This is a genomic window from Streptomyces sp. NBC_01381, assembly GCF_026340305.1.
In the GTDB taxonomy this organism is placed as follows: Bacteria; Actinomycetota; Actinomycetes; order Streptomycetales; family Streptomycetaceae; genus Streptomyces.
In genome coordinates this window covers 3,409,336-3,432,080 of sequence record NZ_JAPEPI010000001.1, presented here as the reverse complement: position 1 = coordinate 3,432,080, position 22,745 = coordinate 3,409,336, and the positions used below count along the sequence as shown (strand labels likewise).

At 71.2% G+C, this 22,745-nt stretch carries 23 protein-coding genes and 1 pseudogene; 13 read left to right on the top strand and 11 right to left on the bottom strand.

Annotated elements, in window-relative coordinates:
- Positions 1 to 27: 27 nt before the first annotated feature.
- From OG453_RS16000 to thpD, 5 genes and pseudogenes are all read left to right on the top strand, one after another.
- Positions 28 to 551 (top strand): annotated as a pseudogene (locus OG453_RS16000) (DinB family protein).
- 354 nt (positions 552 to 905) lie between these two features.
- Positions 906 to 1,481 (top strand): diaminobutyrate acetyltransferase, encoded by a 576-nt coding sequence (gene ectA / locus OG453_RS15995; RefSeq protein ID WP_266868433.1) that lies wholly within the window; start codon positions 906 to 908, stop codon positions 1,479 to 1,481.
- An 82-nt stretch (positions 1,482 to 1,563) separates the two neighbouring features.
- Complete coding sequence (ectB, locus tag OG453_RS15990) at positions 1,564 to 2,835, top strand: diaminobutyrate--2-oxoglutarate transaminase (RefSeq protein WP_266868431.1); 1,272 nt, start codon at positions 1,564 to 1,566, stop codon at positions 2,833 to 2,835.
- Between the two features lie 75 nt (positions 2,836 to 2,910).
- Positions 2,911 to 3,330 (top strand): ectoine synthase, encoded by a 420-nt coding sequence (locus tag OG453_RS15985; RefSeq protein WP_266868429.1) that lies wholly within the window; start codon positions 2,911 to 2,913, stop codon positions 3,328 to 3,330.
- Positions 3,331 to 3,441: 111 nt separating this feature from the next.
- Positions 3,442 to 4,341, top strand: coding sequence for an ectoine hydroxylase (gene thpD / locus OG453_RS15980; RefSeq protein WP_266868427.1), 900 nt, complete (start codon positions 3,442 to 3,444; stop codon positions 4,339 to 4,341).
- A gap of 90 nt (positions 4,342 to 4,431) precedes the next feature.
- Here thpD and OG453_RS15975 read toward each other — a convergent pair whose 3' ends face one another.
- The gene (locus OG453_RS15975; RefSeq protein ID WP_266868425.1) at positions 4,432 to 5,499 is read right to left on the bottom strand and encodes an alkene reductase; all 1,068 of its coding nucleotides are present in this window, start codon (positions 5,497 to 5,499) and stop codon (positions 4,432 to 4,434) included.
- 167 nt (positions 5,500 to 5,666) lie between these two features.
- Between OG453_RS15975 and OG453_RS15970 the strand changes: the two genes are divergently transcribed.
- The gene (locus OG453_RS15970) at positions 5,667 to 6,200 is read left to right on the top strand and encodes a MarR family winged helix-turn-helix transcriptional regulator (RefSeq protein ID WP_266868423.1); all 534 of its coding nucleotides are present in this window, start codon (positions 5,667 to 5,669) and stop codon (positions 6,198 to 6,200) included.
- Between the two features lie 165 nt (positions 6,201 to 6,365).
- Here the strand turns inward: OG453_RS15970 and OG453_RS15965 are convergent, their stop codons facing one another.
- The 6 genes from OG453_RS15965 to OG453_RS15940 form a co-directional block, all read right to left on the bottom strand.
- Positions 6,366 to 7,388, bottom strand: coding sequence for a maleylpyruvate isomerase family mycothiol-dependent enzyme (locus OG453_RS15965; protein WP_266868421.1), 1,023 nt, complete (start codon positions 7,386 to 7,388; stop codon positions 6,366 to 6,368).
- Positions 7,388 to 7,990, bottom strand: coding sequence for an RNA polymerase sigma factor (locus tag OG453_RS15960; protein ID WP_266868419.1), 603 nt, complete (start codon positions 7,988 to 7,990; stop codon positions 7,388 to 7,390). Before OG453_RS15960 ends, OG453_RS15965 begins: the two co-directional genes overlap by 1 nt.
- 76 nt (positions 7,991 to 8,066) lie before the next feature.
- The gene (locus tag OG453_RS15955; RefSeq protein WP_266868417.1) at positions 8,067 to 9,113 is read right to left on the bottom strand and encodes an aminotransferase class V-fold PLP-dependent enzyme; all 1,047 of its coding nucleotides are present in this window, start codon (positions 9,111 to 9,113) and stop codon (positions 8,067 to 8,069) included.
- Positions 9,114 to 9,190: 77 nt separating this feature from the next.
- Complete coding sequence (locus OG453_RS15950; protein ID WP_266868415.1) at positions 9,191 to 9,910, bottom strand: DsbA family oxidoreductase; 720 nt, start codon at positions 9,908 to 9,910, stop codon at positions 9,191 to 9,193.
- Between the two features lie 78 nt (positions 9,911 to 9,988).
- A complete protein-coding gene (locus tag OG453_RS15945) occupies positions 9,989 to 10,474 on the bottom strand; it encodes a GNAT family N-acetyltransferase (protein WP_266868413.1) in 486 nt (161 codons plus the stop codon).
- 44 nt (positions 10,475 to 10,518) lie between these two features.
- On the bottom strand, positions 10,519 to 11,481 hold the full coding sequence (locus OG453_RS15940; protein ID WP_266869888.1) for a GlxA family transcriptional regulator: 963 nt from the start codon (positions 11,479 to 11,481) through the stop codon (positions 10,519 to 10,521).
- A gap of 146 nt (positions 11,482 to 11,627) precedes the next feature.
- Between OG453_RS15940 and OG453_RS15935 the strand changes: the two genes are divergently transcribed.
- Positions 11,628 to 13,145, top strand: a complete 1,518-nt coding sequence (locus OG453_RS15935; protein ID WP_266868411.1) for an MFS transporter — start codon at positions 11,628 to 11,630, stop codon at positions 13,143 to 13,145.
- Here the strand turns inward: OG453_RS15935 and OG453_RS15930 are convergent.
- Positions 13,129 to 13,737, bottom strand: a complete 609-nt coding sequence (locus OG453_RS15930) for a DUF1349 domain-containing protein (protein ID WP_266868410.1) — start codon at positions 13,735 to 13,737, stop codon at positions 13,129 to 13,131. The two genes, OG453_RS15935 and OG453_RS15930, sit on opposite strands and share 17 nt — an antisense overlap.
- 5 nt (positions 13,738 to 13,742) lie before the next feature.
- Positions 13,743 to 15,272 carry an aldehyde dehydrogenase (NADP(+)) gene (locus OG453_RS15925; protein ID WP_266868409.1) on the bottom strand — a complete coding sequence of 510 codons (1,530 nt, stop codon included), beginning with the start codon at positions 15,270 to 15,272 and terminating at the stop codon, positions 13,743 to 13,745.
- 146 nt (positions 15,273 to 15,418) lie between these two features.
- Between OG453_RS15925 and OG453_RS15920 the strand changes: the two genes are divergently transcribed.
- The 6 genes from OG453_RS15920 (at position 15,419) to OG453_RS15895 (ending at position 21,528) form a co-directional block, all read left to right on the top strand.
- On the top strand, positions 15,419 to 16,189 hold the full coding sequence (locus tag OG453_RS15920; protein WP_266868407.1) for an IclR family transcriptional regulator: 771 nt from the start codon (positions 15,419 to 15,421) through the stop codon (positions 16,187 to 16,189).
- Between the two features lie 48 nt (positions 16,190 to 16,237).
- The gene (locus OG453_RS15915) at positions 16,238 to 16,708 is read left to right on the top strand and encodes a GNAT family N-acetyltransferase (RefSeq protein ID WP_266869887.1); all 471 of its coding nucleotides are present in this window, start codon (positions 16,238 to 16,240) and stop codon (positions 16,706 to 16,708) included.
- Between the two features lie 293 nt (positions 16,709 to 17,001).
- Positions 17,002 to 17,991, top strand: a complete 990-nt coding sequence (locus tag OG453_RS15910) for a hypothetical protein (RefSeq protein ID WP_266868405.1) — start codon at positions 17,002 to 17,004, stop codon at positions 17,989 to 17,991.
- Positions 17,988 to 19,331 (top strand): sensor histidine kinase, encoded by a 1,344-nt coding sequence (locus tag OG453_RS15905; RefSeq protein WP_266868403.1) that lies wholly within the window; start codon positions 17,988 to 17,990, stop codon positions 19,329 to 19,331. Before OG453_RS15910 ends, OG453_RS15905 begins: the two co-directional genes overlap by 4 nt.
- A complete protein-coding gene (locus OG453_RS15900; protein ID WP_266868402.1) occupies positions 19,328 to 19,996 on the top strand; it encodes a response regulator transcription factor in 669 nt (222 codons plus the stop codon). Before OG453_RS15905 ends, OG453_RS15900 begins: the two co-directional genes overlap by 4 nt.
- A gap of 83 nt (positions 19,997 to 20,079) precedes the next feature.
- Entirely contained in the window at positions 20,080 to 21,528 is a 1,449-nt protein-coding gene (locus OG453_RS15895) for a penicillin-binding protein 2 (protein ID WP_266868401.1), read from the top strand.
- A 132-nt stretch (positions 21,529 to 21,660) separates the two neighbouring features.
- On the opposite strand, the gene OG453_RS15890 is transcribed toward OG453_RS15895, so the two are convergent.
- Positions 21,661 to 22,386 (bottom strand): hypothetical protein, encoded by a 726-nt coding sequence (locus tag OG453_RS15890; RefSeq protein ID WP_266868399.1) that lies wholly within the window; start codon positions 22,384 to 22,386, stop codon positions 21,661 to 21,663.
- Positions 22,383 to 22,745 carry a PadR family transcriptional regulator gene (locus OG453_RS15885; RefSeq protein ID WP_266868397.1) on the bottom strand — a complete coding sequence of 121 codons (363 nt, stop codon included), beginning with the start codon at positions 22,743 to 22,745 and terminating at the stop codon, positions 22,383 to 22,385. Before OG453_RS15885 ends, OG453_RS15890 begins: the two co-directional genes overlap by 4 nt.

Below are 22,745 nucleotides of genomic sequence, written 5' to 3'. Positions count from 1 at the left end.
GACCGGCGGCATGGCAGCGTGAGCGCCGTGACCACCTTGCCGGACGGTCGTCCCGTTCCCCGCCCCACCGCCGACGAGCGCGCCATGCTCGCCGACTGGCTAGATTTCCACCGCGCCACGCTCGTGGTGAAGTGCGTCGGCCTCGAGGACGCGCAGACGCGGATCGCCTCGGTCCCGTCCTCGTCGCTGACCCTGCTCGGCCTGGTACGGCATCTCGCCGAGGTCGAGCGGAACTGGTTCCAGCGCGTGCTGGCCGGGCAGGACGTGCCTCCGGTGTACGAGGATCCGGCCGGGGGCTTCACCCTGGACCCGGAGCAGATATTCGCCGAGGCCCTGGCCGTGTGGCGGCGCGAGACGGCGCTGAGCAGGGAGCTCTGCGAGGGGCGCGCGTGGACGACATCGGGCGGCTGAGCGCGCGGGAGGCGGCCGTCGCGGGCAGCGACGGGGTCAGCCTGCGCTGGATCCTCGTACACCTCGTCGAGGAGTACGCACGGCACAACGGCCATGCCGATCTCCTCAGGGAGGGCATCGACGGAGTGACGGGACCGTAAATACTCTACGTAAATTCACGGACGCATTCTCACCGGCGCCTCATCCGCTTCTCATCGCCTCTTTATCCACTTTATCAGCGCAGCTTCCCGTATTCTTCTGCCCGCTTTCCCGGGACCTAAACACCAAGATTTCGACAGCGCCAACCGACGTAATTCGGGCACGTCTCGACGGAGTTACGCGTCTGTGACGTACTCCACATCAGGTCCGGTATAGACCTTTCGTCCCGCTCAAAATGGGCGATACCGCCGGAGCTTCCTGCGGGCGCGCACCCCCGCGTGATAACACATGACGCGCTCTCGCGTAACCCCTCCTCGCGATGCAATCCAAGAAATTGCTCGGTAAATTCAATACGCATGACCGCTGCACAAGCCGATCTACCGACCGACCTGCACGCGAATTCCCTGGAAATGCCCGAGGGGTTGCGGCTCGACACCCCCGCCGTCGCCGACGGCGCCGCGATCTGGCGGATCGCCCGCGACTCGAAGGTGCTCGACCTCAACTCCTCGTACAGCTATCTGCTGTGGTGTCGTGACTTCGCGGCGACCTCCGTCGTGGCCAGAGACGCCGACGGGCAGCCCGCGGGATTCATCACCGGCTACATCCGGCCCGAGCGGCCGCGCACCCTGGTGGTCTGGCAGGTGGCCGTCGACCACGCGCACCGTGGTCGGGGGCTCGCCGGTGCGCTGCTCGACGGACTGACCGCGAAGGTCGCCGCCGACCGCGAGCTGGTCTCGGTCGAGACGACCATCACCCCGGACAACACCGCGTCCGAGCGGCTCTTCACCTCGTACGCACAGCGGCACGGTGCCTCGGTCGAGCGCACGGTGCTCTTCGACGCGGGGCTCTTCCCCGACGGCGGCCACGAGCCGGAGGTTCTGTTCCTCATCGAGCCGATACCGCCGATCGCGCCCGACGCGCCACGCGGCTGACGACGGCGTCACCCGCGTCCCCCCTCGCTTTCAGTCAACTCCCCCCACCTCCCACGCCTTTCCATCTCCCAGGAGATCTGCTGTGACCATCACCCAGCCCGACCTGAGCGTCTTCGAGACCCTGGAGTCGGAGGTGCGCAGCTACTGCCGCGGTTGGCCCACCATCTTCGACCGTGCGCAGGGCAGCCGCATGTTCGACGAGGACGGCCACTCGTACCTCGACTTCTTCGCCGGGGCCGGCTCGCTCAACTACGGGCACAACAACCCCGTCCTCAAACGCGCCCTCATCGACTACCTGGAGCGCGACGGCGTCACCCACGGTCTCGACATGTCGACGACCGCCAAGCGCGCGTTCCTCGAGTCGTTCCAGAACATCATCCTGCGCCCGCGTGACCTGCCGTACAAGGTCATGTTCCCGGGCCCGACGGGCACCAACGCCGTCGAGTCCGCGCTGAAGCTGGCCCGCAAGGTCAAGGGCCGCGAGTCGATCGTCTCGTTCACCAACGCCTTCCACGGGATGTCGCTCGGCTCGCTCGCCGTGACCGGCAACGCGTTCAAGCGGGCCGGCGCCGGCATCCCGCTGGTGCACGGCACGCCGATGCCGTTCGACAACTACCTCGACGGCCAGACCCCCGACTTCATCTGGTTCGAGCGGCTGCTCGAGGACCAGGGCTCCGGCCTCAACCAGCCCGCCGCCGTGATCGTCGAGACGGTCCAGGGCGAGGGCGGCATCAACGTCGCCCGCGCCGAGTGGCTGCGCAAGCTCGCCGACGTGTGCGAGCGCTGGGACATGCTCCTGATCGTCGACGACATCCAGATGGGCTGCGGCCGCACCGGCGCCTTCTTCTCCTTCGAGGAGGCGGGCATCGTGCCGGACATCGTGACGGTGTCCAAGTCCATCAGCGGCTACGGCATGCCGATGGCGCTGACCCTGTTCAAGCCCGAGCTCGACGTCTGGGAGCCGGGCGAGCACAACGGCACCTTCCGCGGCAACAACCCGGCGTTCGTCACGGCTGCCGCCACCCTCGAGACGTACTGGACCGACGGCTCGGCCATGGAGAAGCAGACCCGCGCCAAGGGTGAGCAGATCGAGGAGGCGTTCGCCGCCATCGTCGAGGAGAACCCCGGCGCGATCAAGGAGTACCGCGGCCGCGGCCTGGTCTGGGGCATGGAGTTCCTCGACAAGGAGCGCGCGAACACCATCGCCAAGCGGGCCTTCGAACTCGGCCTGCTCATCGAGACGTCGGGCCCCGAGGGCGAGGTCGTCAAGCTCCTTCCGGCGCTGACGATCACCGCCGACGAGCTGGACGAGGGCCTTCGCACGCTCGCCCGCGCGGTGCGCGAGACCGCCTGAGCGGTGCGCCGGGCCGCCCCGCCGGCCCGGCCGCCCGCGTCTTCACCCCCGTAAGAGAAAAGGAACCAACTCACCGTGATCGTCCGTTCGTTCAAGGACATTGAAGGCACCGACCGGCACGTCAAGGCCAAGTCGGGCACGTGGGAGAGCAAGCGCATCGTCCTCGCCAAGGAGCGGGTCGGCTTCTCCGTCCACGAGACCATCCTGTACGCGGGTACGGAGACGTCGATGTGGTACGCCAACCACATCGAGGCCGTCGTGTGCACGAAGGGCGAGGCCGAGCTGACCGACGACACGACCGGCGAGAAGTACACGATCACGCCGGGGACCATGTACCTGCTGGACGGGCACGAGAAGCACACGATGCGGATCAAGGAGGACTTCCACTGCATCTGTGTCTTCAACCCGCCCGTCACGGGTCGTGAGGACCACGACGAGAACGGCGTGTACCCGCTGCTCACCGAGCCGGAGCCGGAGTCGGCGCCGCAGGGCTGAAGCCGCAGGGCTGAGCACGCCCCCCTGAACTCCCCCGCCGCCCTCCTTCCTCTGGGCGGCGGGGGTGTACATCCCGGAAAGGGCCGTACGAGAGGAGAGGCAGGCAACACCATGACCACCGCACCCGAACGCACCGCCGATCTGTACCCGACCCGAGGCGCCGAAGAGGTCCTCATAGAGCGCAAGGACCCTGTCGTGTGGTCCGAGCCGGGTGCACCGGGGCCCATCGCGGCCGACGATCTGGCGGGGTTCGAACGGGACGGTTTCCTGGCGATCGACCAGCTCATCACCCCCGAAGAGGTGAGCGTCCACCACGCGGAGCTGGAACGGTTGATCGGTGATCCCGCGATGCGGGAGAACGAGCGCTCCATCGTGGAGCCCCGTTCCCAGGAGATCCGGTCCATCTTCGAGGTGCACAAGATCAGCGAGCTGTTCGCGAAGCTCGCCGCCGATCCGCGGGTGGTGGGACGGGCCCGGCAGATCCTGGGTTCCGACGTCTACGTCCACCAGTCCCGGATCAATGTGAAGCCGGGCTTCGGAGCCTCCGGCTTCTACTGGCACTCGGACTTCGAGACCTGGCACGCGGAGGACGGGCTCGCGAACATGCGGACCGTCTCGGTCTCGATCGCGCTCACCAAGAATCACGACACCAACGGCGGCCTCATGATCATGCCGGGGTCGCACAGGACGTTCCTCGGCTGTGCGGGCGCCACGCCGAAGGACAACTACAAGCGGTCCCTGCAGATGCAGGACGCGGGCATTCCGTCGAACGAGACGCTGACCAGCCTCGCATCGGACCACGGCATCCGGCTCTTCACCGGTGAGGCGGGCTCCGCGACCTGGTTCGACTGCAATGCCATGCACGGTTCGGGGGACAACATCACGCCGTTCCCGCGCAGCAACGTCTTCATCGTGTTCAACAGTGTGGAGAACACGGCGGTGGAGCCGTTCGCCGCGCCGATCCGGCGGCCCGTGTACATCGGGGCCCGGGACTTCACGCCGGTGAAGTAACCCGCCATACAAGTGAGTTGAAGCGGCCCGGCACCGGCAGGTGGTGCCGGGCCGCCTCGCGTCGCGCGTACCGGTTGTCGTACGGACCGGTTACAGCGCCGGGTAGTCCGTGTAGCCCTTCTCCGTACCGCCGTAGAACGTGGCCGTGTCAGGGGTGTTGTACGGGCCTTCGGCCTTGAGGCGGGCCGGCAGGTCGGGGTTGGCGAGGAACAGCGCGCCGAAGGAGACGAGGTCCGCGGCGCCCTCCTCGACGAGGGCCAGCGCGTCGGGTCCCGTGGGGCCCTCGGTGGAGGGGTTGAGGACGAAGGTGCCGCCGAAGCCGCCGCGCAGGGCGGTCACCAGGTCGCGGATCGGGCCCACCTCCATGACGTGCAGATACGCCAGGTTCAGCGCGTCGAGCTCCTTCACGAGGGCGGTGTACGTCGCCTCGAGCTCGTCCTGCGGCTCGGAGATGTCGTTGAACGGGTTGCCCGGCGAGAGGCGGATGCCGGTGCGCGCCGCGCCGATCTCCGCGGCGACCGCCTTGGCCGTCTCGACCGCGAAACGGATGCGGTTCTCCGGGGTTCCGCCCCACTCGTCGGTGCGCTGGTTGGAGCCCGGCGCCAGGAACTGGTGGATCAAGTAGCCGTTGGCGCCGTGCAGTTCGACCCCGTCGAAGCCCGCGTCGATCGCGTTGCGGGCCGCGGCCGCGAAGTCGGCGATGGTGGCGCGGACCTCGTCGCCGGTCAGCTCGCGCGGCGTGACGAAGTCCTTGGGGCCATCGGCCGTGTAGACCTGGCCCTGGGCGGGGATCGCCGAGGGGGCCACGTTCACCAGGCCGTCGGGGAGCAGTACGGGGTGGCCGATGCGGCCGGTGTGCATGATCTGCGCGAAGATCTTGCCGCCCGCCTCGTGCACGGCGGCGGTGACCTTGCGCCAGGAGGCGATCTGCTCAGCGGAGTGCAGGCCCGGGGTGTCCGGGTAGCCCTGGCCGATCACGGACGGCTGGATGCCCTCGGTGATGATCAGGCCCGCCGATGCGCGCTGGGCGTAGTACTCGGCGGTGAGCTCCGTCGCGGTGGCGCCGTCGCCCGCGCGGCTGCGGGTCATCGGTGCCATGGCGATGCGGTTGCTGAGCGGGGTGCCGGACAGGTCGATGGAGTCGAACGCGGTGGTCATCAGGTGCCCCCAGGCATTGGCATAGGTTTGTGTCGGCCGACTCCATTGGTCGGCCAAGTAATTCAACCAAGAGCCACTGTAGCGCATTCCTTGGCCGACCAAGCTAATCTTGTGCTGGAGACTGTTGGCACCCTGCCGACCCGACCAACGCCCGACCTGGAGTTCCGATGGCTGCCGAGGCCGATCCCGCCTGTACCGACGCCGACCTCCTCCCCACCGCCGCGCGCCGCGGGCCCGTGAGCCACACCGTGAGCCGGGTGGCCCGGCTGCACCGGATCGCCGCGGGCAAGGTGCTGAAGGGCGTCGGGCTCTACCCCGGCCAGGAGTTCGTGATGATGTACCTGTGGGACGCGGGGCCCGTGCGGCAGTCGGAGCTCATCAAGGCCATGGACCTGGATCCCTCGACCATCACCAAGATGCTGCAGCGCCTCGAACAGGCGGGGCACGTCCGGCGGCGGCAGGACCCCGACGACCGGCGTGCGGTCCTGGTCGAGGCCACGGACGCGAGCTGCGGACTGCTGCGGGAGGTGGAGCTCGCCTGGGGCGACCTGGAGGAGCACACGCTCACGGGCCTCGACGCGAAGGACCGGACGGAACTGGCACGCCTCCTGGGCCGGGTGGAGGCGAACCTCTGCACGGAGACGGCAGACTGCCCGGAGGAGGCCCGCAGGGCTGCGGCGGCAGTGACGGGCGGGGCATAGCGCCCGGCCGCCCCCGCTGTGGGCAGGCGTTCCGCAGGGCGAGTGGGGTCTCCCCTGCTCGAGCGAAGCCGAGAGCTTGGGGAAGGGTGGGCACAGCCCCAGCCGCCGGGCCCCGATACAGCAGGGCGCCAGGGCGTCAGGCCACAGCCTCAGCCGGGGAGAGGCTCACAGCCAGGACAGGACTGAGGCCCGGTTCAGGAGGCGGTCGGCGGCTGCCTCGTCCCCCGCGACCCCGCGAGGAACCTGCGCGGGGTCGCTACGGCCCCCGAGGAGCAGGCAGAAGTCCACCGGGTCCAGAACCACCTCCGCGGCCACCGGCTCGTCCTGACTGCCCAGGACCCACTCCACCGCACGCCCCTCCCCCGACACCGTCAGCGCCACCGGCTCCGCACTCGCCCCGACGGCCCGGTCGAGCATGCGCACGGCAAGCCGCACCAGCTGCCAGAGATGATCGGCGAGCGGCGGCGGAACGGGTTTGTCCAGGGCCCTGCCGATGTCGTCCGCGTGCACCCACGTCTCGAAGGCCCGCACCCGGAAGTGATCCGCCAGCGGAAGCCGGACACCCATCAGCGTGGCGGCCCGCCCGGCAAGCTCCGGATCGTGCGCCGCCGGGGACGAGAGCAGCGCGGCGGACTGCGCCCGCCAGTCGGCGACCGTATCGGCGGGCGCCCGCCGCCGCTCGCGCGAGAGGGCGTCGGCCGTGCGCGCGGCCCAGACCGCACGCCAGGGAGTCCCGTCGACGGACACGGACGGCGACGCGGACGCGCCCGTCGCCAGGCCGAGACGCACGGCGAGCGCCCCGTCGGCGGCGATCAGATGGGCGACGGTGTCGTGCACGTCCCAGTCGTGCACCACGGGGGTACCCCAGGGTCCGTGCTCGTCCAACTCCGCCAGGAGCGCCTGGAGTCCGGCCACGGCCGCGGCGTACGGCGCGGCGTGTGCCGCGGTCCGCGGCGCCGCCGCACGGGCGCCGAGTGCGCCGGCGAGGGCACGCCGGGCGGGTGCGGGCCCGGCGGGGAGCGGCGGCCCGTCCAGGTCGCGCACGGCCGCCCGCAGCCGCGCGGCCTCCGCGGCGCACAGCTCGCAGTCGGCCAGATGCGGGGCGACCACCCGCTCGTCGCCCGGCATGAGCGCGCCGAAGGACCAGGCGCCGAGGAGTTCACGTATGGCTTCGTGATCCGTGGTCATCACGCGCCTCTTTCGCCTGGAGCTTCGGCAAGTGCCGGGTCGGGTGGGTCGGTCAGGGCTTCGGCCAGGGTGCGCAGGGCCGTGCGTAATCGGGTCTTCGCGGTGCCCTCGGGGATGCCGAGTTCCACCGCCGCCTGGCGGTAGGTGCGGCCGGCGAAGTAGGCGAGGTGCACCACCTGCCGCTGCGGGAGCGGAAGCCGGGCCAGCGCGGAGTGCAGCAGCAGGGAGCGTTCTCGTGCCATGACCACGTCTTCCGGGGGCGGGTCCTGCGTCGGGATCGTGTGCAGCGTCGCGTCGTCGGCGTGCGCCGCCTTGCGGTGGCGCTCCTCGCCGCGCACCCAGTCCACCGCACGCCGGTGGGCCAGCATGGACAGCCAGGTGCGCAGACTGCCGCGCCGCGCGTCGAACGCGTAGGGCCGCGACCACAGGTGGGCGAAGACCTCCTGGGCCACGTCCTCCGCCCCGGCGGGGCTGCGCGTGACGCGGCCCGCGATCCGGTGGACGAGGCCGCCGTACGCGTCGTACACCTCGGCCAGCGCCGTCTCGTCGCCGTACACCAGCCGTTGGTGCAGATCGGTGTCCTTGAAGGGCTGTTCCGCCACTGCCACTGTCCACCACCGCCTCGTGCGGCCACCCCGTCCTGCCTTCCTAGCGTGCCGCCGCCCCCAGCGCCAGTGTTCAGCCGGACAGCACGTCCAGGAGCCGGTCCACGTCCGCCTCCGTGTTGTACAGGTGGAACGAGGCTCGCAGCAGCCCCGCCCGCGCGGAGGTGATGATCCCGGCGCGGCTCAACTCGGGCTCCCTGTCGGCGAGTCCGGGCACCGACACGATGGGCGACGTGCCCGGCACCGGTTCGTGGCCCAGCGCTACGAGTCCGGCGCGGTAGCGGGCGCCGAGCGCCGTGTCGTGGGCGTACACCGCGTCGATGCCGATCTCCTCCAGGTACGCGAGGGACTCGGCCGCCCCGTGGTAGGCGAGGAAGGCGGGCGGCTCGTCGAAGCGGCGTGCGTCCGGGGCCAGTTCGGTGAGCGGGCCGTACGTCGAGTTCCAGGTGTCGGCCGAGGCGAGCCAGCCGCCGTGCAGCGGGACGAGGGTCTCCTGCGCCTCCTCGCGCACCGTCAGGAACGACGTGCCGCGCGGACACAGCAGCCACTTGAAGGCTCCGGTGACGGTGTAGTCGTACAGACCCGCGTCGAAGGGCAGCCAGCCGGCCGCCTGTGTCGCGTCGTTGAAGGTGCGCGCGCCATGGGCGGCGGCCGCCGCGCGCACCGCCGCGTCGTCGGCGATCCGGCCGTCGGCCGACTGCACGGCGGACCACACGACGAGGTCGGTCGTGGGGCCGATCGCATCGGCGAGGTCCTCCAGGGGCACGTAGCGCACCTTGAGGTCGCCGCGCACCACGAAGGGGTTGATGATCGAGCTGAAGTCGCCCTCGGGGAACAGGACTTCGGCCCCGGGCCGCATCGAGGCGGCGACAAGACCGGTGTGCACGGCGACCGAGCCGCCGCACGCCACGCGCCCGTGGTCCACCGCGACGAGCCGCGCGAAGGACCGGCGTGCGGCGTCCACGACCTCGAAGCTGCCCGATCCGCCGCGCCTGCCCGCGCCGTTCTCGGCCGCGAGGGAGTGGATGGCCGCCACCGCGCGGCCGGGCAGCAGCCCGCAGCTCGCGGTGTTCAGATACGTCGACGTGGGCGCGAAGTCGGCACCGTTGATGATCCCCATGGGACCAACTCTCGGGCCTGTCCGCGCCCACGTCCATTGATGATGTGTACGGGGGACCTGTCAGGGCTGCTTACACGTCACACGTCGGCACCGGGCTGCGGAACCGCGCAGCCGTCCGGGCCGCAGGCGTCGCCGCCCGCGAGGGTCGTCAGCGGCGAGCGGCTGCCCCACGCCTGCTCGAGGGCCTGCGCGAAGACGTCGGCGGGCTGGGCCCCCGACACGCCGTACTTGCGGTCGAGGACGAAGAACGGCACGCCGTTCGCGCCCAGTTCCGCGGCCTCGCGCTCGTCGGCGCGCACGTCGTCGGCGTACCGGTCGGGGTCGGCGAGGACCGCGCGGGCGTCCGCCGCGTCCAGACCCGCCGCGACGGCGATCTCCACGAGCCGCTCGTCGTCGTCGAAGACGGACCGCTCGTCGGCGAAGTTGGCCCGGTACAGGAGCCCGATCAGCTCGTCCTGCCTGCCCTGCTCCTTGGCGAAGTGCAGCAGGCGGTGCATGTCAAAGGTGTTGCCGTGGTCGCGGCCCTCGGTGAGGTAGTCGAGGCCCTCGGAGGCGGCGTTCACGCCGAGGTTCCGCTCGGCCTCCTGGGCCTGCTGCTCGCTCATGCCGTACTTCTTGGCGAGCATCGGGATCACCGGGCCGCTGTCGCCCTTGACGCGCGTGGGGTCGAGCTCGAAGGAGCGGTGCACCACCTCGACGTCGTCACGGTGCGGGAAGGCGGCGAGCGCCTTCTCGAAGCGGGCCTTGCCCACGTAGCACCAGGGGCAGGCGATGTCGCTCCAGATCTCGACGCGCATGTGTGCAGCTCTTTCCAGGTCGTACGGGTGGTGCGGAGGGTCCCTCCGGTCAGTTGAACAACGTACGACCGTCGGTTCTCATTCCCCGGCCGCGTCCGACACGGCAAAGCGCATCCGCAGATGGGTGCCGGCGCCGTCCGCGCGCTCGGCGGGCCGCCAGCCGTGGCGGGCGTAGAAGGCCTGGGCCCTGCGGTTCTCGCGGTGGACGTCCAGGCCCGCCTCGCGGATGCCGTCGGCGCGCCACTGCTCCACGCACGCGGCGTGCAGCGCGGCGCCGACACCCGCGCGCCAGTGGGCGGGCTCGACGTGGAACTGGAAGAGCTGCGCCGTGTCCGCCGCGTCGCCGTCGGGCGTACGGAAGGACGCGAGGCCCACGACGCGCCCGTCCCGGACCGCGCACAGCACATGCCCGTCGCGGCGCCCGATGGCGCCCCGCCACATCGCCGTCCCGTCGACGCCCGCGTCCGGCGGCCCTTCGGGGTAGTACGTGGCGCGGGCCCGGGCGTGCAGAGCCGCGAGCACGGGTGCGTCGGCGGGCAGTGCGGTGCGGATGACGGTCGGCATCACTGCCTGCTTCGGGGTGGGCGGTGTGGGAAGTGCGGAGTGGATCACGCTGCGATAGACGTGCGCCGCGCTTTCTGAGTTCCGGGGCGCGTGGAGGGGCGTGTCCCGAGGCGGCTGAACTGGGCGCGGTAGGCGCTCGGCGTGAGCCCCGTGCGGCGCACCAGATGACCGCGCAGCGAGTCGGCCGTGCCCAATCCGCACGCCTGGGCCACCCGGTCCATCGGGAAGGACGTGGTCTCCAGGAGCTCCTTGGCCCGCTCGATGCGCTGGTGGAGCAGCCACTGCAGCGGGCTGACCCCGCTCTCGGCGTGGAAGCGCCGGGTGAGGGTGCGCACGCTGACGCCCGCGTGCCGGGCCAGGTCGGTGAGGGTGAGCGGCTCGTCGAGGCGCCGCATGGCCCAGCCTCGGGTGTCGGCGCAGGCGTTGCCGCGCTCGGGCGGCAGCGGGGTCTGGGTGAACTGGGTCTGGCCGCCCGGCCGTACGGGGGCGACGAGTGCGGCCCTGGCGACCTCGTTGGCCACCGCCGCTCCGTAGTCGGTGCGGATGATGTGCAGGCACAGGTCGATCCCGGCTGCGTACCCGGAGGACGTCATCACCTGGCCGTCCTCCACGTAGAGGACGTCTCCCTTGAGGTCGAGCGCGGGATAGCGGCTGCGCAGCTCCTCCGCCAGCTGCCAGTACGTGGTGGCGCTGCGCCCGTCGAGCAGACCCGCCTCGGCGAGCACGAAGGCGCCGCTGCAGATGGAGGCGATGCGGGCGCCCCGCTCTGCGGCCTCGCGGACGGCGGCGACGGTCAGCGGGTCGGGTTCGTAGCGGTGTCCGGTGCCCGCGACGAGGAGCGTGTCGGCGTCGCGTACGGCGTCGAGCCCGTGCTCCACGTGCAGGCTGAGGCCGCCGGTGGTGGCGATGGCGCCGGGCCGCGGGGTGCAGACGACCACCTCGTAGCCGGGGCCGCCCGGCACCTCGACCTTGCCGAGGAGCATCTCCGGGATCGCGAGGTTGAACATCGACACAGGTGAGGGGGCGATGACGACGACGCGATGCGCGCGGTGGGCACGGTGGTCGCCCTGGGAGCGGGGCATGGCCAGAACCTCCGGATGTATGGCATTCAGGCCACTACTGTAGCCGCGCCGCAGCCCGCAGACTCAGGGGCATGGCAACGAACTCCCTCACCGAACCCCCCGGTCACACGGGCGACTTGACGCGGCCGCACCCCCGGTCCGCACCCCCCGGCAAGGGCCGGACGTCACCCGTCCTCACCCTGGTCGCCGCCATGCTGGGCTTCGCCCTGATCACGCTCGACGCCTCCGTGGTGAACGTGGCGCTGCCCGCGATCGGCGGCGAACTCGGCGGCGGCATGTCCGGGCTCCAGTGGGTCGTGGACGCGTACACCCTCGCCTTCGCCGCGCTGATGCTGTCCACCGGCGCGCTCTCCGACCGGATCGGCGCGACCCGGGCGTACGCGATCGGCATCACGGTCTTCACGGCGGCTTCCGTGGCGTGCGGCCTCGCACCGTCGCTGCCCGCGCTGATCGGCGCGCGGGTGGTGCAGGGGATGGCGGCCGCGGTGGTCCTGCCGGCCTCGCTCTCCCTGGTCCGTCAGGCGTACGCGGACGCGGCGGGGCGGGCGCGTGCGGTGGCGATGTGGGCGGCGGGCGGTTCCGTCGCGGTGGCGCTCGGTCCGGTCGCGGGCGGCGCGCTGACCACGGCGTGGGACTGGAGCGGCATCTTCTTCATCAACGTCCCCCTGGGCGCGGTGGCCCTGGTGCTCCTGCTGCGGGCGCCGCGCTCGCAGCGGCGTCCCGCACCGCTTGACCTGCCGGGGCAGGCGCTGGCGGTGGTGACCCTGACGGCGCTGACCTTCGCGGTGATCGAGGGCGGTACGACGGGTCTGCTCGCCCTGGCCGTCGTGGTGGCGGGAGGTGCGCTCTTCCTTCGGACGGAGGCGCGGCAGCCGCATCCGGTGGTGCCGCTCGGGCTCTTCCGCAACCGGACGGTCGCGATCACAGTCGCGGCGGGGGCGGCGTGCAGCGTCGCCTTCTACGGTCTCGTCTTTGTCTTCAGCCTCTTCTTCCAGCAGGTGCAGGGGCATTCGGCACTGTGGGCCGGGCTGATGTTCCTGCCGATGACGGGGCTCATCGCGGTGACGAATGTGGTGGCGGGGAAGCTGGCGGCGCGGGTGGGGCCGCGGGTCCCGATGCTGGCGGGACAGTCCCTGGCCGTGCTCGGCCTGCTGGTCCTCCTCTTCGCCGACGCGTCGACGCCGGCGCTCGGCCTGGCGTTCCTCATGGTCCCGCTGGCCCTTGGCTGCGCCCTGACGATCCCGCCGCTGACGTCCGCGATGATGGAGGCGGTGCCTTCCGAGCGGGCGGGGCTGGCTGCGGGGGTCCTGAACTCGGCGCGGCAGGTGGCGGGGGGCCTCGGGATCGCTGCCTTCGGGGGGTTGGTGGCCGGGGACTTCGTCTCCGGGATGCGGGTGAGTCTGCTGATTTCGGCGGGGCTGCTGGCGGCTACGGGGCTGGCGACGCTCGGGTTGCGCCCCGAAGGCGCGCGGGGAACTGCGCGACCAGCCACAACGGAGCCGCAGCGTCGCACCCCCGGGAGACCGGGGTCCGGGGCAGAGCCCCGCGGCGGCCACCCCACCCGCAGGGTGACTAAGAACCGTCCCTGAGGCCCACCGGCCAGTTCGGGCGGAACTCGACGGACTCGTACGTCACCACGCAGCCTTCCCCGACAGGGGACTGCGCCATGAAGCCGACCAGCGCCGCCCCCGCCGCCTTCTCATCGCCCAGCGAGAAGATCCGGACGAACGTCCACCGCTTCCCGTCCGGCGAGGCGTGGAAGGCGAACGCGGAGCCCGTGCGGCTGACCCGGAGCCACACGCTGCTGCCGTCCACCACGAACGCGTTGGCGTCGTCGGAGCGGCCACGGGTGACGACCGTGCACACCGTCGCCTCGTCCGGCGAGCGCTCCAGGCAGAGCTTGGCCCACTCCCGGTCGCCGACATGCACGTACAGCACACCCGCGTCGAACGCCGCCGCGAACCCCACCGTGACCTTGGCGATCAGCTGGAAGTCGCCCTCGGGGGCGCCGAGGAGGCGAGGCGCGTCCGACGCGGGGTCGAGCGCCTCGCCCGTCGGCGGCACGAAGCGGTCCTGCCGGGCGCCCGCCCAGCCGGTGAGGACCCCGTCGTCGTACGACCAATGCCCGTCAGGGCCGTACGTGCGCAGGGAGAAGGGCAGTTGCGGGATATCGACGTCCATGGGCGTCAGTGTTCCAGGCGCCCGTCGTAGCGGCGCGGCAGCCCCAGTGGGTTGTTGTCCCGCAGCTCGGGCGGCAGCAGCGCCTCCGGGGTGTTCTGGTACGCGACGGGACGCAGCCAGCGCTCGATGGCCGTACCGCCCACGGACGTCGAGGTGGACGTCGTCGCCGGGTACGGTCCGCCGTGGTGCTGCGCGGGCGCCACGGCGACCCCGGTCGGCCAGCCGTCGACCAGCACGCGCCCGGCCAGCGGCGTCAGTTCGGCGAGCAGCGCCGCCCCGCGCCCCTCGCCGGCCGCCTCCCGCGCGGAGAGCTGCACGGTCGCCGTGAGGTTGCCCGGCAGGCGGGACAGGACCGCGGTGATCTCCGCGTCGTCCTCGTAGCGGGCGACGACGGTCACCGGACCGAAGCACTCCTCCAGGAGCAGATCGTGCTCTCCCTCGGAGGCCAGCCGCGCCGCCGGAACCGTCAGGAACCCCGCGCTGACCATGTGCTCGCTGCCCGCGCCCGGCGTCACCGGAGCGTCCACGTCCGGCAGCCCGCCGCGCTCCCGCACGCCCGCCACGAAGTTGTCCCGCATCCGGTGGTCGAGGAGCACCCCGGCCTCGGTGTCGCTGACCGCCTCCGTGAGCGACTTGATGAAGCGGTCGCCGCCCGCGCCCGACGGGGCGAAGACCAGGCCCGGCTTGACGCAGAACTGGCCGACGCCCAGCGTCATCGAGCCCGCGAGCCCCGCCCCGATCTCCTCGGCGCGCTCGGCGGCCGCCGCCTCGGTCACCACGACCGGGTTGAGGGAGCCGAGTTCGCCGTGGAAGGGGATCGGTACGGGACGGGCCGCCGCCGCGTCGAAGAGGGCGCGGCCGCCACGGATCGAGCCGGTGAACCCGGCGCCCGAGACGAGCGGATGCCGGACCAGTTCCACGCCCGCCTCGAAGCCGTGTACGAGGCCGAGAACGCCGTCCGGGATGCCGTGCCGGTCCGCGGCCGCCCGGATCAGCGCCGCGACCAGCTCGGACGTGGCCGGATGGTCAGGGTGCGCCTTGACGACCACGGGGCAGCCCGCGGCGAGCGCGCTCGCGGTGTCGCCGCCGGGGACCGAGAAGGCGAACGGGAAGTTGGACGCGGAGTAGACGGCCACGACACCCAGCGGGATCTTGTAGCGCCGCAGGTCGGGGATGGGCGGGGTCGCGCTGCCATCCGGGTGGTCGATGACGACCCCGAGGAACTCACCCTCGTCGACCACGCCCGCGAAGGCCCGCAACTGATAGCAGGTGCGGGCGAGTTCGCCGGTCAGCCGGACGGGGCCGAGCGCGGTCTCCGCGTCCGCCGCCTCCACGAGCTGGTCCTTGGCCCCGTCGAGCAACTCGGCCGCGGTGCGCAGGAACGCCGCGCGTACGGTGCGGTCGGCGAGCGCGTCCTTGGCGGCAAGCGCGGCACGTACCGTCTGGTCCACCTCCTGGGCTGTGGCTTCCACCGCAACCTGCTCGCGCTGCTTCCCGGTTCGGGGGTCGACACTCCAGACTGGTGCTGCTGCCACCGCGGGCTCCTCAAGATGTGTTGCCACAGATGCACTCAGATGTACTGCCACTCACCTGCACTGTTCGATATGCTGAACAGCGTCTCCCATGATGAATACCGGAGACTTCGGAGACTATTTCTCGTCGAACTAAGGGGTCAAGGGCGATGTCGGCTGGCGAGACTGGCGGGGCACAGGTCAAGTCCGCGGTGCGGACGGTGGAGTTGCTCGAATACTTCGCGGGCCGCCCCGGAATGCACTCCCTGGCCTCCGTCCAGGAAGCCGTCGGGTACCCCAAGTCCAGCCTCTACATGCTTCTTCGTACGTTGGTGGAGCTCGGCTGGGTGGAGACGGACGCCACGGGCACGCGGTACGGCATCGGGGTGCGGGCCCTGCTGGTCGGCACCTCGTACATCGACGGCGACGAGGTGGTGGCGGCGGCGCGTCCCACCCTGGACCGCCTCTCGGACGACACCACGGAGACGATCCACCTGGCGCGCCTCGACGGCACGAACGTGGTCTACCTGGCCACGCGCCAGTCGCAGCACTACCTCCGCCCCTTCACCCGGGTCGGCCGCCGGCTCCCCGCCCACTCCACGTCCCTGGGCAAGGCGTTGCTCGCCACGCACACCGACGAGCAGGTCCGCAAGATGCTCCCGGAGACGCTGCCCGCGCTGACCGAGCACACGATCACCGACCGCGAGAAGCTGATCGAGGAGCTGCGGACGGTGCGCGAGCAGGGCTTCGCGGTGGACCGCGAGGAGAACACGCTGGGCCTTCGCTGCTTCGGCGTGGCCATCCCGTACCGCACGCCCGCGCGGGACGCGATCAGCTGCTCTGTGCCGGTGGCGCGGCTTACGCCCGCGCACGAACAGATGGTGAAGGACGCGTTGTTCGACGCTCGGGACCGGCTGACACTGGCGACTCGTAGGCTCTGAACCATGGTGAACACGACGAGCACGACGAACACGGCGAACACGGCGGCCATGGATGTCAGTCTGCGCCCGGTGCATGACAGCGATCTGCCGGTCTTCTACCGGCAGATGAACGATCCCGAGGCGAACCGCGTCGCCGCGTTCACCTCGCCGAAGACGGCGGACCGGGACCTCTTCGAGGCCCACTGGAACGGGCTGCGGACGTCGCCCGACGTCGTCGTGCGGACGGTTCTCGCGGACGGGGACGTCGTGGGGAGCGTGGCGGTGTACGGGGAGCCGGGCGAGCGGGAGGTCACGTACTGGATCGACCGCGCGTACTGGGGGCGCGGCCTGGCGACCGCCGCGTTGCTGGGGCTGCTGGCGGAGGTCCCGGAGCGCCCGCTGCACGCCCGGGCGGCGGCGGACAATGCCGGGTCCCTGCGGGTCCTCGAGAAGTGCGGCTTCCGGGTGACGGCCGCCGAGCGGGGCTTCGCGCATGCGCGGGGCGAGGAGATCGACGAGGCGGTGCTGGTGCTGGGGTAGGAGCGGCTTCCTCTTCCCCAACCCCGCCCCTTCCCGAAACTTCCGGCTGCGCCGGCCGCGAGGTGACCGTCGATCACCGGCTCCGCCGAGTTCGTCCTCAAACGCCGGACGGGCTGAAATGGGCAACTGCCGGGCAATCGGGAAGGGGGTCCCCCCTGCTCATTAAGAGCTTGGGGGTGGGCGGGAAAGATCCGCCGCGAAGCGGCGGTCTAGAACCGCCCTCCCCCGCACGGCGGACCCGGATCATCGCCCCGCAGGACGCCCCCGGCAGCCCCCGCCGGGAGCGTAGAGGCATGACGCACACGCTCGTCCCCGCCCCAGCCCGCACGGCAGTGCCCCGCACCCTGCGAGCCATCGCCATCCTCGCCTGCCTCCCCTACCTCAGCCTCAAGATCGCCTGGATCGCCGGCAGCCACATCGGCATCCCCGAAGGCAGCAGCCTCCTCCAGCACCGCACCGCCATGATCTTCGCCAACAGCCTCACCGTGCTGATGGACGCCTGCGTCATCGTCCTCGCCCTGCTCCTGACCCGCCCCTGGGGCCTGCGCACCCCCGCCTGGCTGCTCGCCCTCCCCATGTGGGCGGCCACCGGACTACTGACGCCGATCATGGCCGGATTCCCGCTCCAGCTCCTGGTGAAGGCCTTCGGCGGCAGCAGCAACCAGGGATCGAGCAGCGGCAGTGACGCCTTCCTCGACGACTGGGTCTTCGGCGTCGTCTACACCGGTTTCATCCTGCAAGGCCTCGCCCTCGGCGCCCTCTTCGTCCGCTACGCCCGCGACCGCTGGGGCCACCTGTGGCGCGGCCGCATCGGGGACCTCCCCCGGACCCGGACCGCAACCAAGAATGACCGCCGCACAGGAATAACTGCCGCTCTCCTCGCCCTCGCCCCCGCGACCCTGCACCTCCTCTGGGCCACCGGTTCCACCTTCGGTCTCAACGAGGCGCGCATCGAGCAACGTACGACCGACTTCTACGTCCTCGAAGTCCTGGACATCGGCTACCTCGCCGCCGCCGTGGCCGGCGGACTCCTCATCGCCTTCCGGCGAGCACCCGCACTGCCCGTGAAGGTGCCGCTCGCACTCGGCTGGCTCGGCTCCGGCGCCGTCGCCTGCTGGGGCGGCTGGCTGCTGTTCGCCCTGCTCGTCGGCGTCGACGACATCGCAGAGCGGCCGACGGCGCCGATGCTCCTGACCTACGCTGTGCAGATGATCGTCGGGATGCTTGTGGTCACCCTCGGGGTGCGCTTCTTCAAGGACCCCGCCTCCAAGGACCCCGCGTGAAAACCTTTGCCACAGCCCTCTTCGGGCGGCGGGCGCGCCGCCGCTGGATCCATCTGATCCTCGGCGGCGCGCTCGCCATGCCGTACGTCTTCGTGGGCTCCGTCATCGTCGGCCCGCTGCTCGGCGAGGACGCCGTCTTCGGCTCGATCACGGCCCAACTCGCCGCGTTCGCCGTGGGGTTGCCGCTCGCCGCGATCACCGCGCTCTTCCCGCTCACCCGCCCCATGTCGGTGGCCGCCGTACGCGCGCTGTGCGACGTGCCGGGCGAGAGCCTCGCCGACGGGCCCGCGCGGTCCCGCACGGCGCGCGGCCGCACCGTCACGTGGTTCACGCTGCACCTCGGATTCGGCGGGATCATCAGCGGGATGTCCCTCGCGCTGCCGCCGTTCGCGGGGGTGCTGATCGCGCTGCCGTTCGCCGCGGCGCTGCGGGGCAGCCGGGTCGGGATGCCCGAAGTGTTCGGCGAGGGCTGGCTCCTTGCCCTCTCGCCGGTCATCGGATGCGCCTCCCTCGTCGCGCTCGCGGGGTGCGCGGCGGGTGCCGGGGCCCTGCTCGCGCGCTGGGCGCCCGAACTCCTGGGGCCCACGCCCGCCGACCGGCTCGCTGCGGCCGAGCAGCGCGCGGCGGATCTCGCCGTACGCAACCGGCTCGCGCGGGAGCTGCACGACTCGGTGGGGCACGCCCTGAGCGCCGTCACGCTCCAGGCGAGCGCGGCCCGCCGGGTCCTCGACAAGGACCCGGAGTTCGTCCGCGAGGCGCTGACCGCGATCGAGGAGACGACCCGGCGCACGGTGGGTGAACTCGACGCGGTCCTGGGGGTGTTGCGGGACGGCGACCAGACGGCGCCGACCGCCCCGGCCCCCACCCTCGCCGCCGATCTGGACGGGCTGCTCAAGCGGACCCGCGCGGGCGGCCTGCGCGTGAAGTCGGTCGTGGACCTCGGCCCGCAGGGCACGGACGCCCTGCCCCCGATGGTCTCCCGCGAGGCGTACCGCATCGTCCAGGAGAGCCTGAGCAACGCGCTGCGGCACGCGGGCCCCGACGCCGCGGTGACCCTGCGGATCACCCTGGAAGGCGCCGACCTGGAGATCACCGCGCAGAACCCGCTGCCCGCCGCGGGCGCCACCTCCCGCCCCGGCGGCGGCCACGGCCTGCGCGGCATCACCGACCGGGCCCGGCTCCTGGGCGGCACGGCCCAAGCAGGACCGATCGACGGAACCTGGCACCTGCGCGTACGCCTCCCCTTGAAAGGCCCGCACGCCCCCGACCCGAAGAAGCCGAACAAGCCGATGAAGCCGCAGGAACCGCAGGAACCGCAGAAACCGAAGGAATCCGCATGACCGAGACCGCCGCAGTACCCATCCGTATCGTCCTCGCCGACGACGAACGCATGGTGCGCACGGCCCTGCGCGTGATCCTCTCCGCCGAGGACGGCCTGGAGGTCGTCGGTGAGGCGGCGAGCGGCGCCGAGGCGGTGTCGGTCGTGCGTGAGCTGAAGCCGGACGTGGTGCTCATGGACGTACGCATGCCGGAGATCGACGGCATCCGCGCCACCGAGCAGATCCTGCAGACGCTCGCCGATCCGCCGCGCATCGTGGTCGTGACGACCTTCGAGAACGACGCCTATGTGTACGACGCGCTGCGCGCCGGGGCCTCCGGGTTCCTGCTCAAGCGGGCCGACGCGGACTCGCTCGTCCAGGCGGTGCGGCTTGTCGCGCGCAGCGACTCGCTGCTCTTCCCCGCGGCCGTGCGCGCCCTGGCCGCCGAGCACGCGAGCGCCAAGCCGGCGGCCCCGGCCTGGGTGGCCAGGCTCACCGGGCGGGAGAACGAGGTGCTGCGGCTGATGGCCGCGGGCCTCACCAACGCGGAGATCGCCGGACGGATGGGGGTGGGCCCGGCGACGGTGAAGACCCATGTGGCTTCGGTCCTCGCCAAGACGGGGGCCCGGGACCGCACACAGGCGGTGATCGCGGCGTACGAGGCGGGCTTCATGAAGGACGCCTGACGCCCCTGGTCCGACTATGAGGAATCTCTAAGAAACCCGGCAGAACGGAACGAAAGCATCCGTGCCGCTCGTCCTTTCACGGGATGAACAAGACGATCAGGCATGCCTCGGTCTTCACGCTGCTGCTCGTGCTCGCCCTCCTGGTGCGGGCGACGTGGGTGCAGTTCTACGACTCGAAGGCTCTCGCGGACGACAAGCTGAACCGGCGCAACGCGATCGAGCAGTACGCGAACCCGCTGGGCGACATCATCGTGGGCGGTGACGCCATCACCGGCTCCGAGCGGACGAAGGGCGGCGACCTCGCGTACAAGCGCACGTACAAGGACGGCGATCTCTATTCGGCCGTCACGGGCTACAGCTCTCAGGTGTACGGGGCGACGCAGATCGAGGGCATCTACAAGGACATCCTCGACGGCACCGACAACCGGCTGAAGAACCCGCTGGACACGGTCACCAACAAGCGCGCCGACCCGGGTGACGTGGTCACGACCATCGACCCGGCCGTGCAGAAGGCCGCGTACAAGGCCCTGGGCGACAAGAAGGGCGCGGCGGTCGCGATCGACCCGAAGACCGGCAAGATCCTCGGCATGGTCTCGACGCCGTCGTACGACCCCTCGGACATCAGCGGTTCCACGGACTCCAAGGAGTGGAAGGCGCTGACCGGCGACGAGGACAAGCCGATGGTCAACCGCGCGCTGCGGCAGCCGCTGCCGCCGGGGTCCACGTTCAAGCTGGTCGTCGCGGCGGCGGCTCTCGAGGACGGCCTCTACGCCTCCGCCGACACCAAGACCGACAGCCCGAACCCGTACACGCTGCCCGGCACGACCACGGTCCTGAAGAACGAGAACGCGAGCGCGCCCTGCGAGAACGCGACGATCCGTACGGCGCTGCAGTACTCCTGCAACAACGTCTTCGCGAAGATGGCCGTCGACCTGGGCCAGGACAAGGTCAAGTCGATGACCGAGAAGATGGGCTTCAACGCCGACAAGCTGGACGTGCCGGTGCGCGCGTCCAAGAGCGTCTACCCCTCCGACATGGACAAGGCACAGACGGCCCTGACCGGCATCGGCCAGTTCGACGTGACGGCGACGCCGCTGCAGATCTCGATGGTCTCGGCCGCGATCGCCAACGGCGGCGAGCTGGTGTCGCCGCACATGGTGTCCCAGATCACCGACTCGAACGGCGATGCCCTGGAGTCGTACGACGACCCGGACTCCGAGCGGGTGATGAGCGAGGACACGGCGGGCGAGCTGCAGTCCGCGATGGAGACGGTCGTCGAGGAGGGCACGGGCACGAACGCGCGGATCAGCGGCGCGGACGTGGGCGGCAAGACGGGCACGGCCCAGCACGGTGAGAACAACAGCAAGACGCCGTACGCCTGGTTCACGTCGTACGCGAAGGGCGGCGACGGCAAGGAGGTGGCGGTGTCGGTCATCGTGGAGTCCTCGGACGCATCAAGGTCAGAGGTAAGCGGCAATGGCTTGGCGGCGCCGATCGCCAAGGCGATGATGCAGGCGGCCCTGAACTCGTAGCCCCGGCGCACAGCCGGCCTGGCTGTGGGCGCAGCCACCCGCCCACTCCTGCCGTGGGCGCAGCCACCCACCCGCTCCCGCTGTGCCCACAGCCGCGGGGTGCCGAAGAAAGCGACGGGCACCCCGCGGAGGTCAACGCCGCGACTTCCACACCTGCCAGCCCCAAAGGCAGGCAAGCGGCACCAACGCCCCCACCAACAGCCCCCCGGCGAAGCCGAACCCACTGCTGGCGTCGCCGTCATCGACGGCAACAGCAACACCCGCCAGGACGACAGCCACGGCCACAACACCCACCAGCACATAAAACCGCCGGCTGAAGAACCGCCCCCGCAGGGGAACCCCCGGCGGCGCCGAAATCTCCGCCCCAGGACCAACACTCGCGGCCCGAGGCCGCTTGAACCACGCGTACACGATCCAGTTCCCGCACGCCTCCCACCCTTCGGGAGCAAGCCGCTCGTCAAGCCCTTCACGCCCCCGCGTGACCAGCTCCCGCCGGTACTCCCACCGCTGCGGCCGCTCAAGATCCCGATGGCAGACGAACCGCCCGAGCGCGTCGACCCGCTCGACCTCCCACCCCTCACCGCCGAAGCGGTTCAGCAACTCCTCGTCGACGTACGTGTCGGCGGTCCACCGCCACGTCTCGATGTGCGCGTCAGGAACCTCGGGCCGCCCCTCTCCCCCGGCAGGCGCCAGATCCCGGGCGAACTCCTCCACGGGCCCGAACTCGGCCTCCGGCTCCGCCCCGCCCGACTCCTCCAGGTGCGCCCGCAGATCCGCGACGGTCGCCTCGACACGCTCGGCGGGCACCCCGTGCTCCCGCAGCCGACCGGCCAGGTCATCGAAGTAGCTCAGGCTCATCGCACACCCGCCTTCCCCAGGACCTCACGTACGGACGCGTCGAAGGCGAGCCACAGTCCGCCCTGCTCGCCGAGGGTCTCGCGCCCCGCGTCCGTGAGGGAGTAGTAGCGCCGCCCCGGCCCCTTCTCCGTGGCCCGGAACTCGGCGACGACCAGGCCCGCCTCCTCAAGGCGGTTGAGCACGGGGTAGAGCGTGCCGCCCTTGATCTGGCCGAACCCGGCGGCGCCGAGCAGCTTGGCGATCTCGTAGCCGTAGCTCTCGCCGTCGGTGAGGCCGGCAAGGACGAGCAGATCGAGTACGCCCTTGAACCAGCTGGCCCGACGGTCGGTCTTGGCGCCCGAGGACGCGGGTGGGGTCAC

Excerpts from the sequence above, each read along its gene's own strand:
- OG453_RS15890 (WP_266868399.1), bottom strand. The coding sequence starts at position 22,386 with ATGAGCCTGAGCTACTTCGATGACCTGGCCGGTCGGCTGCGGGAGCAC.
- OG453_RS15965 (WP_266868421.1), bottom strand. The coding sequence starts at position 7,388 with ATGACCACGGATCACGAAGCCATACGTGAACTCCTCGGCGCCTGGTCC.
- OG453_RS15935 (WP_266868411.1), top strand. The coding sequence starts at position 11,628 with ATGGCAACGAACTCCCTCACCGAACCCCCCGGTCACACGGGCGACTTG.
- OG453_RS15975 (WP_266868425.1), bottom strand. The coding sequence starts at position 5,499 with ATGACCACCGCGTTCGACTCCATCGACCTGTCCGGCACCCCGCTCAGC.
- OG453_RS15900 (WP_266868402.1), top strand. The coding sequence starts at position 19,328 with ATGACCGAGACCGCCGCAGTACCCATCCGTATCGTCCTCGCCGACGAC.
- OG453_RS15950 (WP_266868415.1), bottom strand. The coding sequence starts at position 9,910 with ATGCGCGTCGAGATCTGGAGCGACATCGCCTGCCCCTGGTGCTACGTG.
- OG453_RS15970 (WP_266868423.1), top strand. The coding sequence starts at position 5,667 with ATGGCTGCCGAGGCCGATCCCGCCTGTACCGACGCCGACCTCCTCCCC.
- OG453_RS15920 (WP_266868407.1), top strand. The coding sequence starts at position 15,419 with ATGTCGGCTGGCGAGACTGGCGGGGCACAGGTCAAGTCCGCGGTGCGG.
- OG453_RS15930 (WP_266868410.1), bottom strand. The coding sequence starts at position 13,737 with ATGGACGTCGATATCCCGCAACTGCCCTTCTCCCTGCGCACGTACGGC.
- OG453_RS15895 (WP_266868401.1), top strand. The coding sequence starts at position 20,080 with ATGAACAAGACGATCAGGCATGCCTCGGTCTTCACGCTGCTGCTCGTG.
- OG453_RS15915 (WP_266869887.1), top strand. The coding sequence starts at position 16,238 with ATGGATGTCAGTCTGCGCCCGGTGCATGACAGCGATCTGCCGGTCTTC.
- OG453_RS15910 (WP_266868405.1), top strand. The coding sequence starts at position 17,002 with ATGACGCACACGCTCGTCCCCGCCCCAGCCCGCACGGCAGTGCCCCGC.
- OG453_RS15940 (WP_266869888.1), bottom strand. The coding sequence starts at position 11,481 with ATGTTCAACCTCGCGATCCCGGAGATGCTCCTCGGCAAGGTCGAGGTG.
- ectA (WP_266868433.1), top strand. The coding sequence starts at position 906 with ATGACCGCTGCACAAGCCGATCTACCGACCGACCTGCACGCGAATTCC.
- OG453_RS15945 (WP_266868413.1), bottom strand. The coding sequence starts at position 10,474 with ATGCCGACCGTCATCCGCACCGCACTGCCCGCCGACGCACCCGTGCTC.
- OG453_RS15955 (WP_266868417.1), bottom strand. The coding sequence starts at position 9,113 with ATGGGGATCATCAACGGTGCCGACTTCGCGCCCACGTCGACGTATCTG.
- thpD (WP_266868427.1), top strand. The coding sequence starts at position 3,442 with ATGACCACCGCACCCGAACGCACCGCCGATCTGTACCCGACCCGAGGC.